A 21,314-nucleotide genomic window follows, 5' to 3' on the forward strand; every position below is an offset into this window, starting at 1 on the left:
TAAAGAAATAAATAATTTTATTTTAAAGTTAGGAGTGAAACTAATGAGTGCTCCTATACCGAAAAACAGAGCGTCTGAACACGGACTGAAGCCCGGAAAAAAAGCCAAAAGACGGGTACGTGTTTCGCAGCAACGACAATTGAGCATCCCCAAAGATTTTTACTTGGCTCTTGGACTTACCGATGAAGCCGTCATGGAATTTACGGGGACGGAGATCATCATCCGACCTGCCACATTCGAAGAAGTCGATTTTTCCGCAGATATTTTGCAGGACTTAATCGCTCAAGGTTTTTCCGGACAAGAGTTGTTACAAGAATTCAAGGAAATCAAAGCAGACATTCCAGCAGCCCTTCAAACATTGGAACAGGAAACGATGGCTCAGCCTGTCATCCAGGGAAGTTTAGACGACTATTTAGACGCCCTGGAAGATGAGTGAAGACTTGTTGCCGGTTCAGCTCAGCAAATGAGCTGGAAAAGAGTTAAAAAAGATCAAGAAGTCCGACCAAGTCCTCTATCGGAAAATGGACGAAACCATTACGAGCATCCGTAAGGATCCGGCCATTGGCGAAGCGAAAAAAGGGGATTTAAAAGGCTATTCCTGTTTGAACCTTCATCAGAGATGCATCAATTATGAGCTGTGTTATGCTCTACAAGAAAATGAAGAGGGCGAACTGGTTCTGGTTGTATTGCTTGTGACACGCGAAAATTTTTATTTGGAATTAAAACGGTATCTAGGCAACTGATAAAAGCCATCCTAAGCAAAGGATGGCTTTTTGTTGGATTTTATTCAGCTTCAAAATAATTTTTTGAATGTAACTTAATACTAATTAAGTTACATTTAAAACCCAACTGCAGTAGCGAAGAGTGTCCATTAAAGATTAAGAAATAGATGAGCTCTTTGAAATATATCGGATTACATGGTACTTGAATACAAAAGGAGAGAAGAGGATCATCAACTGATCCTCTTCTCTCCTTTTGTATTCATAAACGTGTCTTTTTCCTGCTAAATTCACGTAGAAGGAATCAGTTTCGATTCCAACTTTTGGTTGTTGATTTGGTACACCTGGTCGCATAACAAGTCAATGTCTTCGCTGTTGTGACTGGTCATGATGATGGTTTTTCCGTTTTCCTTGAATTTCAACAATAACTGGCGGATGTTTTGGACACTTTCCGAATCCAACGCGTTGAAAGGCTCATCCAGTATAAGGACTTCCTGCTTTTCCATGATCGCTTGGGCCAAGGCAAGCTTTTGCTTCATTCCCAGAGAATAGTTTTTCACTTTCTGCGACGCATCTGCCTTTAATCCCACCGTTTCCATGGCTTCTTTTATTTCTGTTTCTCCGATCAGATTCTGAATGGCAGCCAATCTTTTCAGGTTTTCAAACCCCGTCTTATTCGCCAAATAGCCGGGGCGATCGATGACAATCCCAAAACCCTTGGGGAAATCAACGTTTTCAGTTCTGTACTCAGAATCAATTACGATGGTTCCGCTATCCGGTTTCAAAAATCCACAGATCAGTTTAAACAAAACCGATTTCCCGGAACCGTTCGGTCCGACAATTCCATGGATTTTCCCTTTGGCAAATGCCGCATTCGCGTTCTCAAACAAGGGAACGCCTTTAAAAGACTTGCTGATGTTCTTGACTTCAACGATCGACATGGCACTCAAACTCCTCAGTAAAATATATTTTTTCTCTTGTTGAAAATACATGCAATGATGCCAGCTCACCCAGAAGATAGACCCCTAAGATTCCCGTCCGGTAATAGATTTCGTTGGCTTCCCCAGTCAAACTTCCTAACGCATTCAACCCAAAAGGAACAGGGACCCCCTTGATGAATAAACGGAAGTCCACCTAAGATGAAAACAGCCAGGATAAGCACGCTATAAATGGGTTCTTTCCAGATGCACCTCACGATAAACGCCAAAAGGATGTAATTAAAAATCTGTAAAAATCCATTTACAAAATAGTGGTAACTCATCTCGATGACCGTAATCGGCACGTCGATGGAAAAGGTCATATTGACAGATTTCCCTTGTAAAACGCCAATGGCCAGAACGAGGGCAAAGAGGAAGAACAGGAATTTAAGCACCTTGCCGGCCATTCCCTTGAGCAGGTTCAGAAACCAGACGTTCATCGATTTATAACGGATGAGGAGATAATAAGCCTGACTGCTCAACTGTTGATTCATGAAATCTTGAAAGTAGAAAACAATCCCTAAGAAAACGAGACAAAAGAATAAATAACTCAGAAGAGTATACCCGGTTTCAGAGACGCCATAAAAACGGAGGTAAAACAAATCCCAGACGGTCTGTGGCATCAACTCAAAATCCAATGCCGACGAACTGATTCCGAGTATACACACCAGCAAGAAACTGAGGACCAGATAGTGCTCTTTCAAGCGTTTCTTCGCCTTTTCAATCCAGTGGGTTTTGAAATACACCACCACCCCAAAACATAAGCTTATCCCCAGTCCCAATACAAACAAGGCTGGAAGAAGAGAACCAAGATTGGCATACGCATATGCAGGGAAAATGTAATTTAAAACCTGCAGCCACATCCATTCAGAGGGAGGCTTTTTAAACGAGACAAGGATCCCGCTGAAGACCACGATATTTACTAAGAGAATCACCTGTTTAGAATGAAAGAATAAGTGGACAGTTGCCAACAGACAATGGATAAACAAGAAAAAGAAAAAAAGAAGAATCACTTGTGAAAAAAGGGCGGTGAATGGCAAGTCGATGTATTGCTGTAATTGATAAATCCTGTAATTTCCAGGAGTGGACTGGGTGCTGAAATCACTCCAATTGAAATCAAAAGGAATTTTAATCGTGACCAGGCTAGAAACAAGGAGACAAAGCGAAAAAAAGACGATAAGAGTGGGAATTATCTTTTTCACCGTATAAACGATCCATCCTGTGTAACTGCCTGTCCTCATGAGAACATCGTCTCTTCTTTCTGTGAGAACAATGTTACTGAAACTAAAAAGGAACAGAGGCAAGGCTAAATACAGCATTAAGAACGGGTCATTTAGGAGATCAAGTACAACATCCCATTTGTTCAATGGCAATTGATAAACGGTTGCCTCTGCCACAATGAAATTTCTGTTTTTGAAGCTGTATGGCAACAGAAAAAGGATGAAAAAGAACCATTTCCATGATGCAAACTCGTGTGCCACGTGGTTGAGAAGCTTCATAGGAGATTGTCCAAGCGTTCAGCGTTTTTCTTTATGTATAAGAACAGCAACACACACATGAAAACTAAAAAGGCAAACGGAACAAAGGGCACCCAGAAGGATTGTTGGACAAAGCCGAATGGAAAGATGGAGTAATGGAACCTGAAGATGCGTAAACCAATTGCCCCTAACATAAAACTTCCCACCAGATAAAAGATATAAGGCAAGGCCAAAGCCAAGAAACGATTGTTCAACACAAGAAGCAACAGGAAACCGATGGACGCATAAAGCGCTGCATTTATTCCCATCCAGGTGGAATAGAAAAGGCCGTAAGCCAAGGGGCCATAGGCAAAGAGTTGGGTAAACGTGTGTTGAGACAAGGTGTATGATTCCGCAGTCAGATTGTTCAGTGGAAAGAAGTTCGTTTCTGCATTGGCAAACCCAGCCTGGATGTATTCGTAGTGTGGCAACACATAGAAAGAAAGAAGAAACATAGTAAACGTAAACAAGAAAAAAATGCTGAAACACAAGAAGAAATTAGCGGAAAACTTCAAGGTTAAATAGTTCTTGATAGAAATCCTTGAACGTGTATAAAAAAGGAATCTATCGTCGATTTCCAGCGAAAAAGACCCCAAATAAATCAGCGTAACTAAAATTGGAAACGTTAGTTCCAAAATACCGCTTAATAAAAACGTAAAAATGTCATAAGAAGTTGAAAATTCGTAACTTCGGTGCACAATAAAAAAATAAATCAGCGGCAGGGATGCAAAAATCCCTACTGCGCAGAGGAATTTCCATGTGAGTTTATTGGTTACCTCTTTTGTAATTAAATACGCCACTATCATTCTCCTATCTAAGTTTTTTACAAATTTCTTTCCTTTTATTGGTCTCTAGTTATTATACCAATGTGCTTCCAGTAAATCCCCATTTTTTAAAACTAGTTTCTAGATTTTTTACTAGTTTTGAATGTAACTTAATGGTAATTATGTTACGTTCAAAAGCCCTCCACTATTGAAGGGCTTTCTTCATGACTTCTTGTTTTTTAAGGGTTTCTTAGTAAATCGTGGTGGTGACCACAATTGCGCAAAATTAGCGTTTGTTCAGCTGTCTGGCTGTATTCCCACGAAATCCGGATATTTATATTAGGAGTGGCTTCAAAGGTGGATTTCGTCCCTTCAATACGCTTGGTTCTCAGGGAAGGTTGAAAAGGTGGTGCAGTTGCCAAGAGCTTAAGGGCCTCGCTGACGGCCTTTTGCTCATTTTTGTGAAACTTTTTATAGGATTTCTTAAATTTATTCGTGATTTCTAGTTCAAACAAGCAACGGTCACCTTCATTCCTCTTCGTCTAACCAGGCAAGCGCATCTTCTACCGCAAATGGTCCACTGGTTTGCCCTTTGTCGATCTCCTGTTGGGCTTCTTTTTCGTCTTGCTGCCACGTTTCGGTCCAATACCAAGCCTGGTCTTTGGCGATTTCAATCATGGGAATGAGGACGATCCGTCCGTCTACCGCGGTCACTTTCAAATTGGTATTCGCGGTTAACTCCAGCTGTTCCAGTATTTCGTTGGGAATCGTAATCTGCCCTTTTTTCCGCAAACGGACATGCTTGGTCATTCCGTTGTCATGTGGGGGATCCTGAAGTTTTGTCATCCGATAAACTCCTTCCAATCTCGTATGATTTAATAAAATCTAACTTTCCTACTTTCTTAAATGCATACCTTTCTTCTTCTTAAATCAATTAAAATGGCTGCAATGGAAAGGGATTATATTCAGTAACGGTAATTTAAAGAAGTTAGCAGGACTACAAAGGGAAATCAATTTGTTAGAAAAAATGATACATTTAAAAGGCTGTATTCTAAGACCTTAAGATCATATTTTTGAGTTATAAGAGTTTATATATCGCAGCTTATCAGAAGCCTATAAAAGCAAACTAGAGAAGATGCTGGTCCTGAGCATCTTCTTTTTTCGTTCATGTAAGTATACTTTTGCGAACGGTTTAATTTCCAAAATTATCTAGCACCTATGTTAAGTTCGAAGTACATTAAAGACTAGAGATTCAATTATGTTTGTAAAGTTTAAAAAATGAATAAAGTCTCTGAAAAAATGGAATTTACTGGTACTAATAAAAGATTTAAACTAACATTTATGGTGTTCCCTCCTTGGCTATATTGGTTACAGATTACTATACTTGTTTATTTTACATAAAGTTTCATTTATCCTTTAAAATCACGACGTTTCAGAATCTTTTTATAGAATATGAATGTAACTTAATTAGGGTTAAGTTACATTCACATTCATTAGAAAAATCTGCTGAATTCCCATTTTATAGAAAAATGGAACTTCAATGGAATTCCGTTGGTATAGTAATTATAGGTAAGTTGAATTAAGGAGAGAAAATGAGATGTAAAAGGAAAAAGAATATAAGTTGAAATACTATGCGAGAGCATTTTCTGTTTCCTTCGCCGTCATTTTTCAGCAGCCGCAACATTTCTTAATTCTCTCGTACTACTTGTGAAAATTGAGGGCTGTATGCCCGGATTTCAGAAATTTAATGATATTATAAATTAGTTGCCTGGAACGAATCATTCGCTCAGTGATGATTGAAACGTGCATATTTTGATGGTGGTAGGATTCTGTCATCACCAGTTCATTCGTGTTAAGATGGTGTAGTTCATTCGTGATTACTCTGATGTTTTTCTTTGGTCGGAAAATACATTGTGAGGTACCACGAATGACTTTTTCGGTTGTCTAGCTTAATTTCACAATCGGTGCATTTAAAAAATGTATACACAAAGCTTTATGAATATAAGGGAGTGGATAATGGCAATTAGGTATTTAAATATAACTAATCAAAAAGATAGTTAGGAGATAAAGTGAATGACATATGCATTAGAAATAAACGACTTGAAAAAGGTCTATACTGGCGGCGTTGAGGCTTTGCGTGGCATCGATTTGAAAGTAGCAGAAGGAGACTTCTACGCTCTCTTAGGTCCTAACGGGGCTGGGAAATCTACGACTATCGGGATTGTGACATCCCTTGTCAATAAGACATCAGGAAAAGTCAAAGTCTTCGGCTATGATATGGACACGCAGTTAATGCAGGCGAAGCTGCAGATTGGTCTGGTCCCCCAGGAGTTCAACTTCAGTCCTTTTGAAACGGTCCAACAGATTGTCGTGAACCAGGCAGGTTATTACGGCGTGTCAAGGAAGGAAGCATTAGAGCGCAGCGAAAAGTACTTGAAGCAATCTGATTTATGGGAGAAAAAAAATGTTCAAGCACGGATGCTTTCCGGAGGGATGAAACGTCGACTGATGATCTCACGCGCCTTGATGCATGAACCGCGTCTACTTATTCTTGATGAGCCGACGGCGGGTGTGGACATTGAATTGAGACGAGAGATGTGGGCGTTTCTGAAAGAGTTGAATGATAATGGTACGACGATAATTTTGACAACACATTATTTGGAAGAAGCGGAGATGTTATGTCGCAATATTGGTATTATTCAAAAAGGGCAGCTAATTGAAGATACAAGTATGAAATCATTGCTTGCTAAGCTTCAGTTTGAAACCATTATTTTAGATATTGAATCTTCAGGACAAATTCCGATGATTAAAGGCTATAAGAGTGAACTTATGGATGAAGGATCTCTTTCTGTGGAAGTAGGGCGTGATCAAGGAATCAACGAACTGTTTAACCAATTGACAGAACAAGGGATTAAAGTGTTGTCGATGCGTAATAAGTCTAATCGATTAGAAGAGTTATTTTTAAAACTTACAAAAGAAACTGCTTAGTGGAGGATTCACATGTTCAAACTATATTTAGTAGCATTAAAAGGCTTGGCGGTCAAAGAAACGAACCGTTATCTTAGAATTTGGATCCAAACATTGGTTCCGCCTGTTATTACAACTTCCTTATACTTTATCATCTTTGGGAATTTGATTGGTAAAAGAATTGGCGAAATGGAAGGATTCTCCTACATGGAGTTTATTGTCCCTGGATTGATTATGATGTCAGTCATTACGAGTTCCTATTCGAATGTCTCGTCTTCATTTTTCTCACAAAAGTTTCAAAAGAATATTGAAGAACTATTGGTCGCTCCTGTCCCGACCCATATTATTATTTGGGGCTTTGTGATTGGAGGACTAGGAAGAAGTATTCTGGTAGGGGTACTGGTCACGATTATCTCGCTACTTTTTGTTCCGTTGCAAGTCTATTCTTGGAGTATTGTCATATTAACGTTTTTAATGACGTCTATTTTGTTTTCTTTAGCAGGTCTGTTGAACGGTATTTTTGCAAAATCATTTGACGATGTGTCTATTGTTCCTACTTTTATTCTTCAGCCATTGACTTACCTAGGTGGCGTATTCTTTGCCATCTCGATGTTGCCTCCATTTTGGCAGTTTGTATCAAAGTTCAACCCGATTGTTTACATGATTTCTGGATTCCGATTCGGGATTCTCGGTGTAATCGATGTACCGATTCTATTCTCTATTCTCATTTCGATTGTTTTTGTGGTTGTACTTTACGGATTCAATTGGTATCTGATTGAAAAAGGCCGTGGACTGAGAAGTTAATATCTATTGTACTTACTCAATAAACCCTTAAAAGCTAGACAATTCAAACAACCTTTCACATTGAAAATCCTGATTCGCCTAGTTTCTAAATAAAAAATCACTGAATACCGGCATACCTTTGGAAGCGTTTTTAGTCCTTTGAATCGAATTCTCAAAGATAAGTAGAAAAGAACCTCTGAGAGTAAAATAGCCCATTTCGGAATATCAACTATTAAGGTGCCGTCAACATTCGTAGAAGCAACTTGGGTTACATCAGATTCACACGATGACAACTGATCAAATGACTTTGTCATTGTCTATAAAAGAACCGCAACTGGATAGTGGTCCTTAAATTTAGAGTTCAAATCTAAATTTTGGGGTGCACTACCATATCTTTTCTCCTTTTTATTCGTGAGATTAAGATTTTGCGAACATATAGATTTAAGCTTAAGGGAAGATAACCAATATTGGCTATCTTCCTTTTTGGGAGTTCATAATTTATTAGTTTTGATAATGTGATGATATGTAAACTAGTTGAATTATTTTTAACTATAAATTTCTTTTAAAAAAGCAGATTGACTATTGAGAGCGTAAAAAGAATATATCAAAACTAATGAGACCAATTATTATATTCACTTTTTTTCTTCTCAACGAAACTTCCCAATGAATATTGGAGTGCGCTGATTGTGCTTTAGGCGATTGAGAAATCTTACGCATTCTATGCCACTGCTTACGAAGACCCGCTTTGCCACTACGAAGTTTTGGAGTTAATCAAAAAAACAACCCGGGAAAGCCCAGGTTGTGTGAGTGATCAATATTTATACGATTGGCCGCTGTCGATCGGGATGACGGTGGCGTTGATAAATTTAGCTGCATCGGACAAAAGAAAAGCGACTAAGTTGCTAACTTCTTCAGGCTTGCCGAAGCGTTTCATTGGGTTGACGCTGACAAATTCTGTGCCCGCGGCTTCCCAGTCGTCACCGGCCATTTGCTTTAATGAGCCTTCGACCATCGGCGTCATGATGGCGCCCGGTGCGATGGCGTTGATGCTGACGCCATACTGACCGTATTCAATACCAGAGTTTCGCGTCAAGCCAACAACACCATGCTTGCTGCGTAGCCAGACTGGTTGCCGACGCCGCGAATACCGCCGACAGACGCTGTATTAACGATTGATCCGTAGCCTTGTTCTTTCATAATTTTCAAGACGTACTTCATGCCGAAGAATACGCCGTTCAGGTTGACGCTAACGACTTTTTCAAACTCATCTGAGCCATAGTCTTCCGTCAAGTTCTGTTTGCCTTCGATGCCCGCGTTGTTAAAAAAACCATCGATTTTTCCGAATGTATCAACTGTAAACTAGACGAAGTTATGGACTTGTTGCTCATCGGTAACATTCGCTTCGAAAAGTTTAATAGACGCATCTGGTATTTGCGCCAAAATATCGCTTTTTCCTGCTTCAAGCGATTCTTTGTTCATATCGACGAGAACAAGTTTACCGCCTTGTGCTGCGATCGAAGGGGCGGCGGCTAGCCCGAGAACTGATCCTCCGCCTGTGATAAGGATGACTTTGTCTGTGTAATTAATCATGAAAACATCTCTCTTTTATAGGTATGATAAACTGAAAATAAGTTACTCTTTGAACTTCGTAAAGAAATGTTCCAGCAAATCAAGCGGACATGTACGGAGCGCTACGACCTTGGAGCGGACATTCCGACACCAGCGATGGGTGCGAACTCGTTTGAATTAATCAGCTTCGTTTACGATAACCGCTCATTTTTCAATTTGTATTTGCTCAAAGACACGATTCCAGGACTTCATGAAGAACTGCCGCAAGCAATTTTCGAGATGCTCGAGGAGCGATTTACATTCACTCCGCTCGGTGACCACAACATTAATTCAGCGCAATTCAAATTGCATATGGCGCACGGCACAGCAGGGGTCATACTGGCCAGCGCAAAACCGGCTATGAAAAATCACCGAAAGAAATGACTGATGTTTTAATCGGCATCGTGCTTGCTTTCGCCGCAGGATTCAAAGTAAGCTGAACGTAAAACCAGTATGCTGGCTTTTCTAACTTTTACGAGCAAAATGAAGTGGCTATAGTGCCACAAGAACAACAAGCATTTGCAGAGTGGTTCCGTCAATGCTGGGAAACCGCCGGTGGAGATTCACTGAATTTGCCTTCGTATTTTGTTTTTCACGATGAGTATAAATCCTATGATTTGAAGAATAAGCAATGGATTATGGATGATGATAAGTGGGCATAACTAGTGTTAAAGCAAGTAAATTAATATTTTTAGCTGTTTCGAAACTACTAGGAGGATCAATATGGAAGTAATATATCTTGCAGGTGGCTGTTTATGGGGAGTAGAGGCGTTTATAAAAACGTTACCTGGCATTACATTTACAGAAGCTGGAAGAGCCAACGGAACAAGCTGCATTCTCGATGGGGACTATGATGGCTATGCCGAATGTGTAAAAACAGAGTTTGATCCGTCAGTTGTGACATGTAAAGAACTAATGGGTTACTTATTTGAAATTATCGATCCGTACAGTTTGAACAAACAAGGGCAAGACGTTGGCGAGAAATACAGAACGGGTGTATATAGCGAGAAATCTGAGCATTTAGAAGAAGCAAAGGCGTTTCTTTGGAAGAGAGATGATTTTGACCTTGTTAAGGTCGAAGTGCGGCCTCTTACAAACTACTTGAAGAGCGCAAAAGAACATCAAGACCGGTTGGCCCGATGTCCAAATGATTATTGTCATATACCTGAGGACCTTTTACATAAGTATAAGAATGCATAGATACAGTAGACCATTATCTAACAAGAAGAAGCTCTAATGAGAGCTTCTTTTTTGCTAGTTAGAATTTCTAAAATATTACAAAAATATTTCATTATTAGAAGAAAAAGAAATGTCTCTGTAACAGTATGCGTATTTTAAACTGTTATACTAGGCGAGTCGCAATTTTCGAAGAAACCTATACAATTTTGACTCACACCTATATGAAATACATAGATTTAACATTTAAAGAATTGGAAGGAGATCGACTACATGATTTCAAAATGGATGATAACTAGTTTGTCTTCTGTATTAGCTTTAACAATGTTGATGCCAACAGCTAATGCAGATACATTAAGCGAATTAGAACAGAGACAGCAAAACATGCAGCAGCAGCAAAGTGAGTTAAATTCAGGCATTACTGAAAAGTCAGGACAAATCAATCGAAATGTATCCAAGCTAGAACAACTTGCAGCAAAAATTACAGATTTGAACACACAAATCAATAATACAGAAGCAAAAATTAACAGTATTCAAGCTGAAATTGATCAAACGAAAATAGAAATCGATGAGCTAAAAAAATCAATTGTAGAGCTGGAACGAAAAATTGAGGAACGTACACAATTGTTGAAAGAACGAGCGCGTGCAATCCAATTGAGTGGCGGTTCTGTAGACTATATTGATGTTCTTCTAGGTGCAAACAGTTTCGTCGATTTCATAGATCGTTTTTCTGCGGTCAATACATTAATTGAAGCTGACCGTGAAATTATGAGCCAACAAGCGGCAGATAAAGAGCTACTAGCCAAACAAAAAAAACAAGTAGAGTCTAAACTAGCAGAACAAGAATCGCACCGCGCAGAATTAGTGGAGTTAAAATCATCTTTGGATAACCAAAAAGCCAAACAAGCAGGTGTTGTGCAAAACTTAGAGACTGAGCAACAACGATTAGCAACAGAAAAAGGCGGTTTAGAAAACAAACGTACTGAGGTTATCAAAATTAGTGCAGATTTAGAAAAACAAATTATGGAAGAGCAAGCACGTTTAGCAGAAATTGCAAGAAAAGCTGAAGAAGAGCGTCAACGAAAAATAGCAGCTGAGAAAGCTGCAGCCGAAGCTCGTGCAATAGCCGAAGCACAAGCAGCCGAAGAGGCTCGTGCAATCGTTGCAAAAGAAGAAGCCAATGCAAAAGCGTTAGCAGAAGCAAAAGCACGTGCACAAGTTGCAACAGAAAAGGCACGTGAAGCAGAAGCTGAAAGTAGTGCTAGAGCTGAATCTGCACAAGTTAAACCAACTAGCAAACCAAAAGCATCAATTCCTTCTGTGAACATTCCTGAAAAAGTGGAAGCAGCGCCTTCACCTAGCGCTATGTTTATTAGACCCGTTTCTGGACGATACTCATCAGGTTTTGGCGGAAGAGATATTGGTTCAGGTGCTGAATCACATCTTGGACAAGACATTGCTAATATAACAGGCACTCCAATTTCTGCAGCGGCATCTGGCTATGTTTCTTTTGCAGGTAATATGGGTGGCTATGGTAACGTCGTAATTTTGACGCATTCAATCAATGGTCAATCGTATGCAACGGTTTACGGTCACATGAGCGCTATCAATGTTTCTGCTGGCCAAGCAGTCTCACAAGGTCAAAATGTTGGACTAGTCGGCAGCACAGGACGTTCTACCGGACCTCATCTTCACTTTGAAGTTCACATTGGTTCTTGGAATGGGGCTCGCTCAAACGCAGTGGACCCGATGAACTATTTCTAAGATAAGTGAAAAATCAACCCTCAATCAGCGAAACTTTAATTAGTGAGCAGATTCGGGTTTTTATTTTCCAAGCTTTAGTGAATGAAGCTTTCTTGAATTTTTGGGAATACATCTATAACTTCAAGCACATTAGCTACCCAATTAATTGAACTAGCTCTAATTAATTTACTTAATGTAGGGTATAGAAGTAGAGAGATGTAGTGAATATCAATCAACTGCGAATGGATGAAATAATTAAAGGAGGAGTTTTAAGTGAATGATTCAATCAAGGCTTTTGTATTCGACGTCTATGGGACATTGTTTGATGTAACGGCGATTAAAAAGGAATGCGAAGAACTATATCCTGGATATGGCGAGAAAATTAGTCAGACGTGGAGATCCAAGCAAGTGGAATATTTCATGCTTCGTCAGCTTATGGGTAATTATGCTTCATTGTATTCCATTACACATGACGCTTTAACATATGCACTTAACGAAAACGACTTGCAATCAAGTGAGCAACATGAGAAACACTTACTAGAAGCCTATCTTCAGTTGCCGCTTTACTCGGAATCAAAAGAAGTTCTTACGCAATTAAAAGATAAGAATTTAGTCGTATTTTCAAACGGCTCTCATGATATGTTAGATCCTTTGGTTAAACATGCTGGACTAGAAGAGCTATTTAACCAAGTCCTCAGCATTGATGACATAAAACAATTTAAACCGACTCCAGCTTCTTATCACTATGCGTTAGAAAAGCTTGGACTAGAAAGCTATGAAGTGTTATTCATGTCATCAAATGGCTGGGATGTTTCAGGAGCTAAAAGTTTTGGATTTCAAACCGCGTGGATTAACCGAAAAGGCTTGCCGTTAGAAGAACTTGATTTGGAGCCTGATTATGTATTTGATGACTTGAATGGATTACTAAAGTGGAAGTAGATGAAGTAGAATTTTGTTGAAAATGAAGTAGCGGGTACAAATTATCCGATGTTACTGGTGAAATAGTAGTATGCTGAAAAAAAAGCTCAATTAGGGCTTTTTTATTATAGTTGGATAATCGTAATTCTTACAGGATTGTCTCACTTTTTCTAAGGACTAGAGCAGACGTATTCAATTGCCGTATTTATTGATTATTACTGTAGAAGAATTTGAATAGAGTAGCTTGATGGTTTCTGGCATCTATTCTTCAGCAACCTTGCTGGCGGGTTTTTTGTTGTTTATATCGGCAAGATGAGTGATGTGGTTATGCACTTGGATTGGCAAAACTTGATGGCATGATTAGTTCGGCTGCGTTTCCACTGCTTAATGTGTGATTGTTCAGGCATTAGTTAATTCCGGTATGACGTTCCAATGGTTTTCTGTTTTTTCAATCGAATCACTGGTTCCAAAAAAACAGCGACTGCATTGAGCTTAATGGCAGTCATTGGCTTCTCGGTAACTTTTTTGGCCGTCTACTTGCTTGATAAAATCAATGTGCTGTGAATGTTGGTAAACGTTTTGCAGGCGAAATTGCATCTGTTTTTTGTTAAAATAAGCTGACGCATAATCTGGTGCTATTTTGTTTGAGATCGTTTGGAGATCCATACTGGGGATCAAACGAGTAACACTCAGCCTTATCTGGCCAAACTATTTGGGCTGTTTTATGATTTCTTTAGTGAGTATAAAGAAATACTACAAAAACGCAGAAAAGGATTTTGTTCCTTTCTGCGTTTTCTAATAAGTGATCTATTTTTTCTCAATTGCTAGCAAAAAAGGCGGCGAATGTTGCTGATTGATAAATTCGTATTTAAGAACGTCAAAGAATTTTTGCGGTAAAGTTGAAACAAATCCCATTACAGCGTCTCGTTCTTCATGGCCGCCTTCATGTCCACTATAAACGACAACTAGTAAAACACCGTTAATTTTTAAAAGATCTAAGCTTTGTTCGAGAGCCGATAGCGTACTTTGTGCTGTCGTGATAATGCTATGGTCGCCTTTTGGCAAATAGCCAAGATTGAAAACGGCTGCTGAAATTGGCTCCGTAACGTACTCTTTTATTTTGGCATGACTGTCGTGAATAAGAGTGACATGTTGAAATTTTTTGACGCGTTCGTTAGTGGCTTCTATTGCTTCTGCTTGGATGTCAAAAGCAAAAACCTTGCCCGTAGATCCAGTCAGCTCTGCTAGAAAATGCGTATCGTGACCGTTGCCGGCAGTGCCGTCGATGACCGAGTCTCCTAAAGAAACAGCTTGTTCAAGCAATGATTTTGTAAAAGGCAACACGCGCTTCAAAGTCATAACGTCACACTCTTTGTCACTAGTTTTCCTTGCCAGCTACTGCGTCGCTCGAGTTCTGCGTCAATGCCGTTTAAAACTTCCCATTTGTTTGCACTCCACATTGGACCAATCATCAAGTCGATTGGACCATCACCGGTAATGCGCTGTACCACCATGTCAGGTGGCAGCACTTCAAGTTGGTCAGCTACTAAATTGATATACTCTTGCTTTTCTAAAAACTCGACCATGCCTTTTTCGTATTGTTTTACCATTGGCGTGCCTTTTAATAAGTGCAAAAGATGAATTTTAATACCTTGCACATCGAGTTTGGCTACTTCACGTGCGGTTTCCATCATCATATCACGATCTTCTAGCGGCAAGCCGTTAATAATGTGTGTGCAAACACGAATGCCTCGCTTACGTAGTTTCGTGACACCTTCGATGTAGGCCTCAAAATCATGAGCTCTGTTAACTAAAAGAGCTGTTCGCTCGTGAACCGTTTGAAGTCCAAGCTCAACCCATAAATAGGTTCGTTCGTTTAATTCAGCTAAGTAATCAACAACGTCGTTGGGCAAACAGTCGGGACGCGTCGCAATGCTTAAGCCAATGACATTTTCTTGTTCGAGTGCAGCTTCAAACTTTTCTTTTATGACAGGCAGTGGTGCATGGGTATTTGTATAGGCTTGGAAATAAGCCATGTATTTGGCATCTTTCCATTTGCGGTGCATTTTTTCTTTTATATTGTCGAACTGCTTGGGAATCGAATCAACGCGATTACCCGCAAAGTCACCAGACCCAGCGACGCTACAAAATGTACAGCCTCCATGTGCAACGGTACCGTCCCGGTTAGGACAGTCAAAGCCTGCATCTAACGCGATTTTCATCACTTTAAAGCCAAAATGATCGCGTAAATGGCGATTCCATGTATAGTATCGTTTTCCATCAGATGAAAAAGGAAATTCTGTATTCACTCGTAACAACTCCTCTAATAACATTGTAGCATGTCACAGAAACCGTCAACAATGCTTGGGGTACTTGTGTTAATTTTTATGAATATTGCGTTTAGCGTAATAGTTTGTTTAAATTGGTATGGAAGCGTTTTAATAATCAGTTTTAGTTGATGAGTCAGAGGAGGCATAATGGGATGAAACCGATATACAATTCTGCAAAAGAAGCAGTGGAGCAAATTCAAGACGGTGCCACAATTATGGTAGGTGGTTTTGGGTTAGTAGGAATACCAGAACAGCTAATTTTAGCACTTGTTGATAAAGGAGTGACTGACTTGACCATTATTTCCAATAACTGTGGAGTGGACGAGTGGGGTCTTGGTTTACTGTTGAAAAACAATCAAATTAAAAAAATGATTGGTTCTTATGTTGGGGAAAACAAAGAGTTTGAACGCCAAGTGTTATCGGGTGAAATTGAAGTGGAATTGACACCACAAGGAACGCTTGCTGAAAAAATACGCGCAGGCGGAGCTGGAATTCCGGCATTCTTTACACCAGCTGGTGTTGGCACAACGGTCGCAGAAGGCAAAGAAATTCGCGAATTTGATGGGAAAGAACATGTACTAGAACATGCTTTGAGAGCTGATTTTGCATTAGTGAGAGCACATAAAGCTGATAAAATGGGCAACCTTGTTTATAATAAAACCGCCCAAAACTTCAATCCGCTTGCTGCAGCAGCTGGGAAAATTACCATTGCAGAAGTAGAAGAAATTGTAGAAACTGGTGATATTGATCCGAATCATGTTCAAACACCAAGCATTTATGTGCAAGGATTACTTCAAGCAGACCAAGAAAAACGCATTGAACGTTTAACAACACGTACTATTTAGGAAAGGATGGAGAAAATCATGGACAAACAAGCAGTGAGAGAACGCATTGCAAAACGCGCTGAAAAAGAAATTAATGATGGCGATTATGTGAATCTTGGAATCGGTATGCCAACTCTGGTTGCTAATTTTATTTCTGATAACAAAACTGTTGTACTTCAATCAGAAAACGGTCTTCTAGGAATTGGACCTTATCCAACAGAAGAAAATGTAGACCCTGATCTCATCAATGCGGGCAAAGAAACCGTAACGACGATTCCTGGATCGGCTTTTTTCACTAGTGCAGAATCGTTCGCGATGATTCGCGGGGGCATATTGACGTCGCTATTCTTGGTGGGATGGAAGTAGCTGAAAACGGCGACTTAGCCAACTGGATGATTCCCGGTAAAATGATCAAAGGCATGGGCGGTGCGATGGATTTAGTCCACGGTGCGAAAAAAGTTATTGTCATTATGGATCATGTATCAAAAGACGGATCTGCTAAAATCAAAAAACAATGCGATTTGCCGTTAACTGGCAAAGGTGTGGTTAATAAAATCATTACAGAACGTGCAGTGATTGAAGTAACAAAAAAGGGTTTAGTGTTGGTGGAGGTATTTGAAGGCTTTACTGTTCAAGATATAATCGATTCTACAGAAGCGCCTTTGAATACGGAAAACGTCAAAGTTTCTTAAGCTATTGCGAAAAAACAGTGCTTCGTCTAAACTAGAGACAATAACCAATGACAGTGAAGAGGACTAGTAGTTTGTGTATTTTTGACAGAGAGCCGGCGGTTGGTGCAAGCTGGTAAAATGCGCAAATGAACTCGCCTTGGAGTCCGTGTATGTGAAACTAAGTAAGATACACCGTTTTCCGCGTTAAGGAATCAAGTTGAGCGAGTCATCGCTAATTTGGGTGGTACCGCGGGAAAATCCCGTCCCTTATTTCAAGGGACGGGATTTTTTTATTTTGAGGAGGAATCGAAAATGACATTCAAACACAAACTAGTTGAGAAAAAATGGCAAAAATATTGGCAAGACAATAAGACGTTTAAACTGGTGGATGACCTATCAAAACCAAAATTCTACGCACTAGATATGTTCCCGTACCCATCAGGTGCTGGACTTCACGTAGGACACCCAGAAGGCTATACGGCGACGGATATTTTAAGCCGAGTCAAACGCATGCAAGGGTACAACGTTCTTCACCCAATGGGCTGGGACGCATTTGGTTTGCCAGCAGAGCAATATGCTCTGGATACTGGAAATGACCCAGCTGAATTTACAGCTAAAAACATTGAAACTTTTAAGCGTCAAATTCAAGAACTTGGATTTTCTTATGACTGGGACCGTGAAATCAGCACAACAGATCCGTCTTATTACAAATGGACACAATGGATTTTTATTCAGTTGTATAACAAAGGACTGGCGTATGTTGACGAAGTAGCAGTTAACTGGTGCCCAGCACTCGGAACAGTTTTGGCAAACGAAGAAGTCATTGATGGCAAATCAGAACGTGGAGGTCATCCGGTTGAGCGTCGTCCAATGCGTCAATGGGTATTGCGTATTACGAATTACGCAGATCGTCTTCTTGAAGATTTAGAAGACTTGGATTGGCCGGAAAGCTTGAAAGACATGCAACGCAACTGGATTGGGAAATCAGAAGGTGCAGAGCTGGAATTCCAAGTTGCGGATACCGAACATTCTTTCCGCGCATTTACAACACGTCCAGATACAATTTTTGGTGCGACATACGCGGTACTAGCTCCTGAACATAAATTGGTAGCAGCGATTACAACAACAGATCAACAAGCAGCTGTTGAAAAATACATTGATGATGTTAAAACAAAAAGTGATTTGGAACGCACCGATTTGGCGAAAGACAAATCAGGTGTCTTCACAGGCGCTTATGCAATCAATCCAGCGAGTGGCGAAAAAATGCCGATTTGGATTGCCGATTATGTATTAGCAACTTACGGAACAGGTGCGATCATGGCAGTTCCGGCTCACGACGAGCGTGATTATGAATTTGCGAAACAATTCGATTTGCCGATTGTGGAAGTTGTATCAGGTGGCAATATCAAAGAAGAAGCCTATGCCGGCGACGGTGAATTGATCAATTCTGATTACCTTAATGGATTGAACAAAAAAGAAGGCATTGAAAAAGCCATTGATTGGCTAGTGGATAAAAAAGTTGGCGACAAGAAAATCACGTATCGTTTACGTGATTGGTTGTTTAGTCGTCAGCGTTACTGGGGAGAGCCGATTCCAATTATCCACTGGGAAGATGGCACGATGACACCCGTAGAAGAAAAAGACTTGCCATTGATGCTGCCAGTAACGACGGATATTAAACCGAGTGGAACAGGTGAGTCACCACTTGCCAATATTACCGATTGGGTCAATATTGTTCATCCAGAAACGGGTATGAAAGGTCGCCGCGAAACCAATACGATGCCACAATGGGCAGGAAGCTGCTGGTATTACTTGCGTTTTATCGATCCGACAAACGATGAAATGCTAGCAGACCCTGAACTATTGAAGCGCTGGTTGCCGGTAGATGTTTATATCGGTGGCGCCGAGCATGCTGTGCTTCACTTGCTGTATGCACGTTTCTGGCATAAAGTGCTTTATGATATCGGTGTAGTTTCAACAAAAGAACCTTTCCAAAAGCTATTTAACCAAGGTATGATTTTGGGTGAAGGAAACGAAAAAATGTCGAAATCAAAAGGCAATGTCGTGAACCCTGATCAAATTATCGAAAGCCACGGTGCAGATACATTGCGCATGTACGAAATGTTCATGGGCCCACTTGAAGCGTCCATTGCATGGTCAACAAATGGCTTAGATGGCTCTCGTCGTTTCCTTGATCGCATTTGGCGCTTGTTTATGGATGAAGAGCAATTGAGTGCGAAAATAACGGATGCAAATGATGGCAAGATGGAAAAAGTCTATCACCAAACCGTTAAGAAAGTGACAAATGACTTTGAAGGATTGCGCTTTAACACAGCCATTTCTCAAATGATGGTCTTTATTAACGAAGGCTATAAAGCTGATGGGATTCCGAAAGCATACGTAGAAGGTTTTGTTAAACTATTGTCACCAATCGCACCTCATCTAGCAGAAGAGCTATGGGAAAAATTAGGACATACAGAAACTGTAACTTACGAAAACTGGCCGGAGTACGACGAGTCGAAAATGATCGATGACGTTATCGAAGTAGTCGTACAAGTAAACGGCAAAGTGAAAGCAAAACTAGCCATTGCAAAAGACTGCACAAAAGAGGAAGCAGAAATAGCAGCTCTTGCAGACGACAATGTTCAAAAAGCAACAGAAGGCAAACAAGTTCGCAAAGTCATTGTGATTCCAGGGAAACTGGTTAACATTGTTGTAGGTTAACAACGAAAAGCAGAATCTTCCGGTAGCTCCGACAGGCTTAAGACAGACCGGCGAAGTGGCGTTTTTTGCCGCACAGCAGGGCTGACTTAAGACCCGAGGAGCTGGAAGATGGAGTCTAGACAAAGAAAAGCGGAGTCTTCTGGATGCATTTTAAAACGAATAACAAAAAGAAGCAGACTGGAATTTTTCCGGTCTGCCTCTTTTTGTTATTAAAAGTAGATTTTGGGTTCTCATATATCGCTCGGAGCGAGTTGATTTGAATTTTGAAGGTAGATTTAACGCCGCCAACACTTTTAAGTGAGGCTCTCAAGTTGGTGCTCTTGTGCATAACGAGCTGCGCTTTGACCAGCGACATTGCCCGTCACTAGGGCAGAAGTTATGTTGTAGCCACCAGTATAACCGTGAATGTCTAAAATTTCACCACAAAAATATAAACCAGGTTTCTTTTTAGAAGCCATCGTTTTGGGTTCGATTTCTTTAATGGAAACACCGCCGCCAGTTACAAACGCCTTTTCAATAGATTGTGTTCCGTTAACAAACATGGCAAATGCCGTTAGCTGTTGTGCCATAGCTCGAACTTTGTCACTTGGCAGTTCTGCACCAGTGAGCAGTGGATCAACAGCAGCTCGTTCCATCAAGAACAGCAACCAACGCTCTTGCGCCAAACTTTTCCAAACGTTTTTCAATGATTTTTTGGGTTCGTCTTTCATCATATTGTTTAGCAGTTGAAAGGCAGATTCTGTATTTTCATCCGGCAAGGTGTTAATACGCATTTCCACTGGTTGTCCACCATTTTTCTTCATTTCTTTCACGACGTATTGGCTGCAACGTAACACTGCAGGACCGCTCAATCCAAAATGAGTAAACAGCATATCCATTTGATGCGTAACTAGCGCTTTGCCTTTTTTGTTTAATACGGTGACAGCAGCATCTCGCAAAGCTAAGCCTTGAAGTTCACGGCTGACGATAAACGGTTCTTTTGATAAAAGCGGTACTTCGGTTGGATAAAGTTCTGTAACTAAATGACCTGCTTTTTCTGCCCACGGATAGCCATCTCCAGTAGAGCCAGTTTGCGGAACCGCTTTGCCTCCGACAGCTACAACCACTGCTTTCGCTGTATATTCTTCACCGGTATGAAGACGAACGCCGGTCACTTTTTCATCGGTCATCAATAATTTTTTAACAGGCGAATCCAATAATATGGTGACATGGAGTCGTTCCATTTCTTTAAACATCGCGTCTGCAACGTCTTGAGCACGGTTAGAAACGGGAAACATACGACCGTGATCTTCTTCTTTCAAGGCCACACCAAGTCCTTCAAAGAAAGAAATAATGTCTTCGTTATTGAATACAGAAAAAGGGCTGTGAAGAAAACGACCATTCCCTGGAATATGTTTGACAATTTCATCAAGTGGCAACCGATTTGTTACGTTGCAGCGTCCACCGCCAGAAATAATTAATTTTTTTCCTAATTTTTTTCCTTTTTCAATCAGTAAAACTTTTTGGTTAGTAGAAGCTGCGGCAATTGATGCCATTAAGCCAGAGGAACCTCCGCCTACGATTATAACGTCATACATAGAATAAGAACTCGCT

Annotated in this window: 19 protein-coding genes, 2 pseudogenes and 1 other annotated feature; of the genes and pseudogenes, 12 read left to right on the plus strand and 9 right to left on the minus strand. The window is 40.3% G+C overall.

Features of this window, described 5'->3' with window-relative positions:
• Positions 1-43: 43 nt before the first annotated feature.
• Both I858_RS06105 and I858_RS06110 read left to right on the plus strand, forming a co-directional pair.
• The gene (locus tag I858_RS06105) at positions 44-436 is read left to right on the plus strand and encodes an AbrB/MazE/SpoVT family DNA-binding domain-containing protein (RefSeq protein ID WP_083553663.1); all 393 of its coding nucleotides are present in this window, start codon (positions 44-46) and stop codon (positions 434-436) included.
• Positions 437-488: 52 nt separating this feature from the next.
• Positions 489-743, plus strand: a complete 255-nt coding sequence (locus tag I858_RS06110) for a type II toxin-antitoxin system RelE/ParE family toxin (protein ID WP_065524367.1) — start codon at positions 489-491, stop codon at positions 741-743.
• 266 nt (positions 744-1,009) lie between these two features.
• Here the strand turns inward: I858_RS06110 and I858_RS06115 are convergent, their stop codons facing one another.
• The 5 genes from I858_RS06115 to I858_RS06135 all read right to left on the minus strand — a co-directional run bounded on the left by I858_RS06115 (position 1,010) and on the right by I858_RS06135 (position 4,823).
• On the minus strand, positions 1,010-1,660 hold the full coding sequence (locus I858_RS06115; protein WP_065524366.1) for an ABC transporter ATP-binding protein: 651 nt from the start codon (positions 1,658-1,660) through the stop codon (positions 1,010-1,012).
• Positions 1,661-1,725: 65 nt separating this feature from the next.
• Positions 1,726-3,069: a hypothetical protein gene (locus I858_RS06120; RefSeq protein WP_204249449.1), complete on the minus strand. Its 1,344-nt coding sequence runs from the start codon at positions 3,067-3,069 to the stop codon at positions 1,726-1,728.
• 122 nt (positions 3,070-3,191) lie between these two features.
• On the minus strand, positions 3,192-4,013 hold the full coding sequence (locus I858_RS06125) for a hypothetical protein (protein ID WP_065524364.1): 822 nt from the start codon (positions 4,011-4,013) through the stop codon (positions 3,192-3,194).
• Between the two features lie 203 nt (positions 4,014-4,216).
• Positions 4,217-4,492 (minus strand): type II toxin-antitoxin system RelE/ParE family toxin, encoded by a 276-nt coding sequence (locus I858_RS06130; RefSeq protein WP_065524363.1) that lies wholly within the window; start codon positions 4,490-4,492, stop codon positions 4,217-4,219.
• Between the two features lie 13 nt (positions 4,493-4,505).
• The gene (locus I858_RS06135) at positions 4,506-4,823 is read right to left on the minus strand and encodes an AbrB/MazE/SpoVT family DNA-binding domain-containing protein (protein ID WP_083553665.1); all 318 of its coding nucleotides are present in this window, start codon (positions 4,821-4,823) and stop codon (positions 4,506-4,508) included.
• A gap of 1,227 nt (positions 4,824-6,050) precedes the next feature.
• Between I858_RS06135 and I858_RS06140 the strand changes: the two genes are divergently transcribed.
• Complete coding sequence (locus tag I858_RS06140; protein ID WP_065524362.1) at positions 6,051-6,965, plus strand: ABC transporter ATP-binding protein; 915 nt, start codon at positions 6,051-6,053, stop codon at positions 6,963-6,965.
• 12 nt (positions 6,966-6,977) lie between these two features.
• Positions 6,978-7,748, plus strand: coding sequence for an ABC transporter permease (locus I858_RS06145; RefSeq protein ID WP_065524361.1), 771 nt, complete (start codon positions 6,978-6,980; stop codon positions 7,746-7,748).
• Between the two features lie 790 nt (positions 7,749-8,538).
• Here the strand turns inward: I858_RS06145 and I858_RS06150 are convergent.
• Positions 8,539-9,317: pseudogene (locus tag I858_RS06150) on the minus strand (SDR family oxidoreductase).
• Positions 9,318-9,383: 66 nt separating this feature from the next.
• Between I858_RS06150 and I858_RS06155 the strand changes: the two are divergent.
• The 5 genes from I858_RS06155 (at position 9,384) to I858_RS06170 (ending at position 13,193) form a co-directional block, all read left to right on the plus strand.
• On the plus strand, positions 9,384-9,719 hold the full coding sequence (locus I858_RS06155; protein WP_157886484.1) for a hypothetical protein: 336 nt from the start codon (positions 9,384-9,386) through the stop codon (positions 9,717-9,719).
• A gap of 104 nt (positions 9,720-9,823) precedes the next feature.
• A complete protein-coding gene (locus I858_RS16940) occupies positions 9,824-9,997 on the plus strand; it encodes a hypothetical protein (RefSeq protein ID WP_157886485.1) in 174 nt (57 codons plus the stop codon).
• 61 nt (positions 9,998-10,058) lie between these two features.
• A complete protein-coding gene (locus I858_RS06160; protein WP_065524359.1) occupies positions 10,059-10,535 on the plus strand; it encodes a peptide-methionine (S)-S-oxide reductase in 477 nt (158 codons plus the stop codon).
• Positions 10,536-10,784: 249 nt separating this feature from the next.
• Positions 10,785-12,275 (plus strand): murein hydrolase activator EnvC family protein, encoded by a 1,491-nt coding sequence (locus tag I858_RS06165; protein WP_065524358.1) that lies wholly within the window; start codon positions 10,785-10,787, stop codon positions 12,273-12,275.
• Between the two features lie 252 nt (positions 12,276-12,527).
• Positions 12,528-13,193: a haloacid dehalogenase type II gene (locus I858_RS06170; protein ID WP_065524357.1), complete on the plus strand. Its 666-nt coding sequence runs from the start codon at positions 12,528-12,530 to the stop codon at positions 13,191-13,193.
• Between the two features lie 786 nt (positions 13,194-13,979).
• Here I858_RS06170 and mnmM read toward each other — a convergent pair.
• Both mnmM and mnmL read right to left on the minus strand, forming a co-directional pair.
• Positions 13,980-14,531 carry a tRNA 5-(aminomethyl)-2-thiouridylate-methyltransferase MnmM gene (gene mnmM / locus I858_RS06175; protein WP_065524356.1) on the minus strand — a complete coding sequence of 184 codons (552 nt, stop codon included), beginning with the start codon at positions 14,529-14,531 and terminating at the stop codon, positions 13,980-13,982.
• A complete protein-coding gene (mnmL, locus tag I858_RS06180) occupies positions 14,528-15,481 on the minus strand; it encodes a tRNA modification radical SAM protein MnmL/YtqA (RefSeq protein ID WP_083553666.1) in 954 nt (317 codons plus the stop codon). Before mnmL ends, mnmM begins: the two co-directional genes overlap by 4 nt.
• A 173-nt stretch (positions 15,482-15,654) precedes the next feature.
• Between mnmL and I858_RS06185 the strand changes: the two genes are divergently transcribed.
• The 3 genes and pseudogenes from I858_RS06185 to leuS all read left to right on the plus strand — a co-directional run bounded on the left by I858_RS06185 (position 15,655) and on the right by leuS (position 19,721).
• A complete protein-coding gene (locus tag I858_RS06185) occupies positions 15,655-16,347 on the plus strand; it encodes a CoA transferase subunit A (RefSeq protein ID WP_065524354.1) in 693 nt (230 codons plus the stop codon).
• Between the two features lie 18 nt (positions 16,348-16,365).
• Positions 16,366-17,018 (plus strand): annotated as a pseudogene (locus I858_RS06190) (3-oxoacid CoA-transferase subunit B).
• A 44-nt stretch (positions 17,019-17,062) separates the two neighbouring features.
• Positions 17,063-17,268: a binding site (T-box leader), on the plus strand.
• Between the two features lie 41 nt (positions 17,269-17,309).
• Complete coding sequence (leuS, locus tag I858_RS06195; RefSeq protein ID WP_065524353.1) at positions 17,310-19,721, plus strand: leucine--tRNA ligase; 2,412 nt, start codon at positions 17,310-17,312, stop codon at positions 19,719-19,721.
• 293 nt (positions 19,722-20,014) lie between these two features.
• Here the strand turns inward: leuS and I858_RS06200 are convergent, their stop codons facing one another.
• Positions 20,015-21,298: a BaiN/RdsA family NAD(P)/FAD-dependent oxidoreductase gene (locus tag I858_RS06200; protein ID WP_065524352.1), complete on the minus strand. Its 1,284-nt coding sequence runs from the start codon at positions 21,296-21,298 to the stop codon at positions 20,015-20,017.
• Positions 21,299-21,314: the final 16 nt, after the last annotated feature.

Origin of the sequence: Planococcus versutus (assembly GCF_001186155.3) — a bacterium.
Taxonomy (GTDB): domain Bacteria; phylum Bacillota; class Bacilli; order Bacillales_A; family Planococcaceae; genus Planococcus; species Planococcus versutus.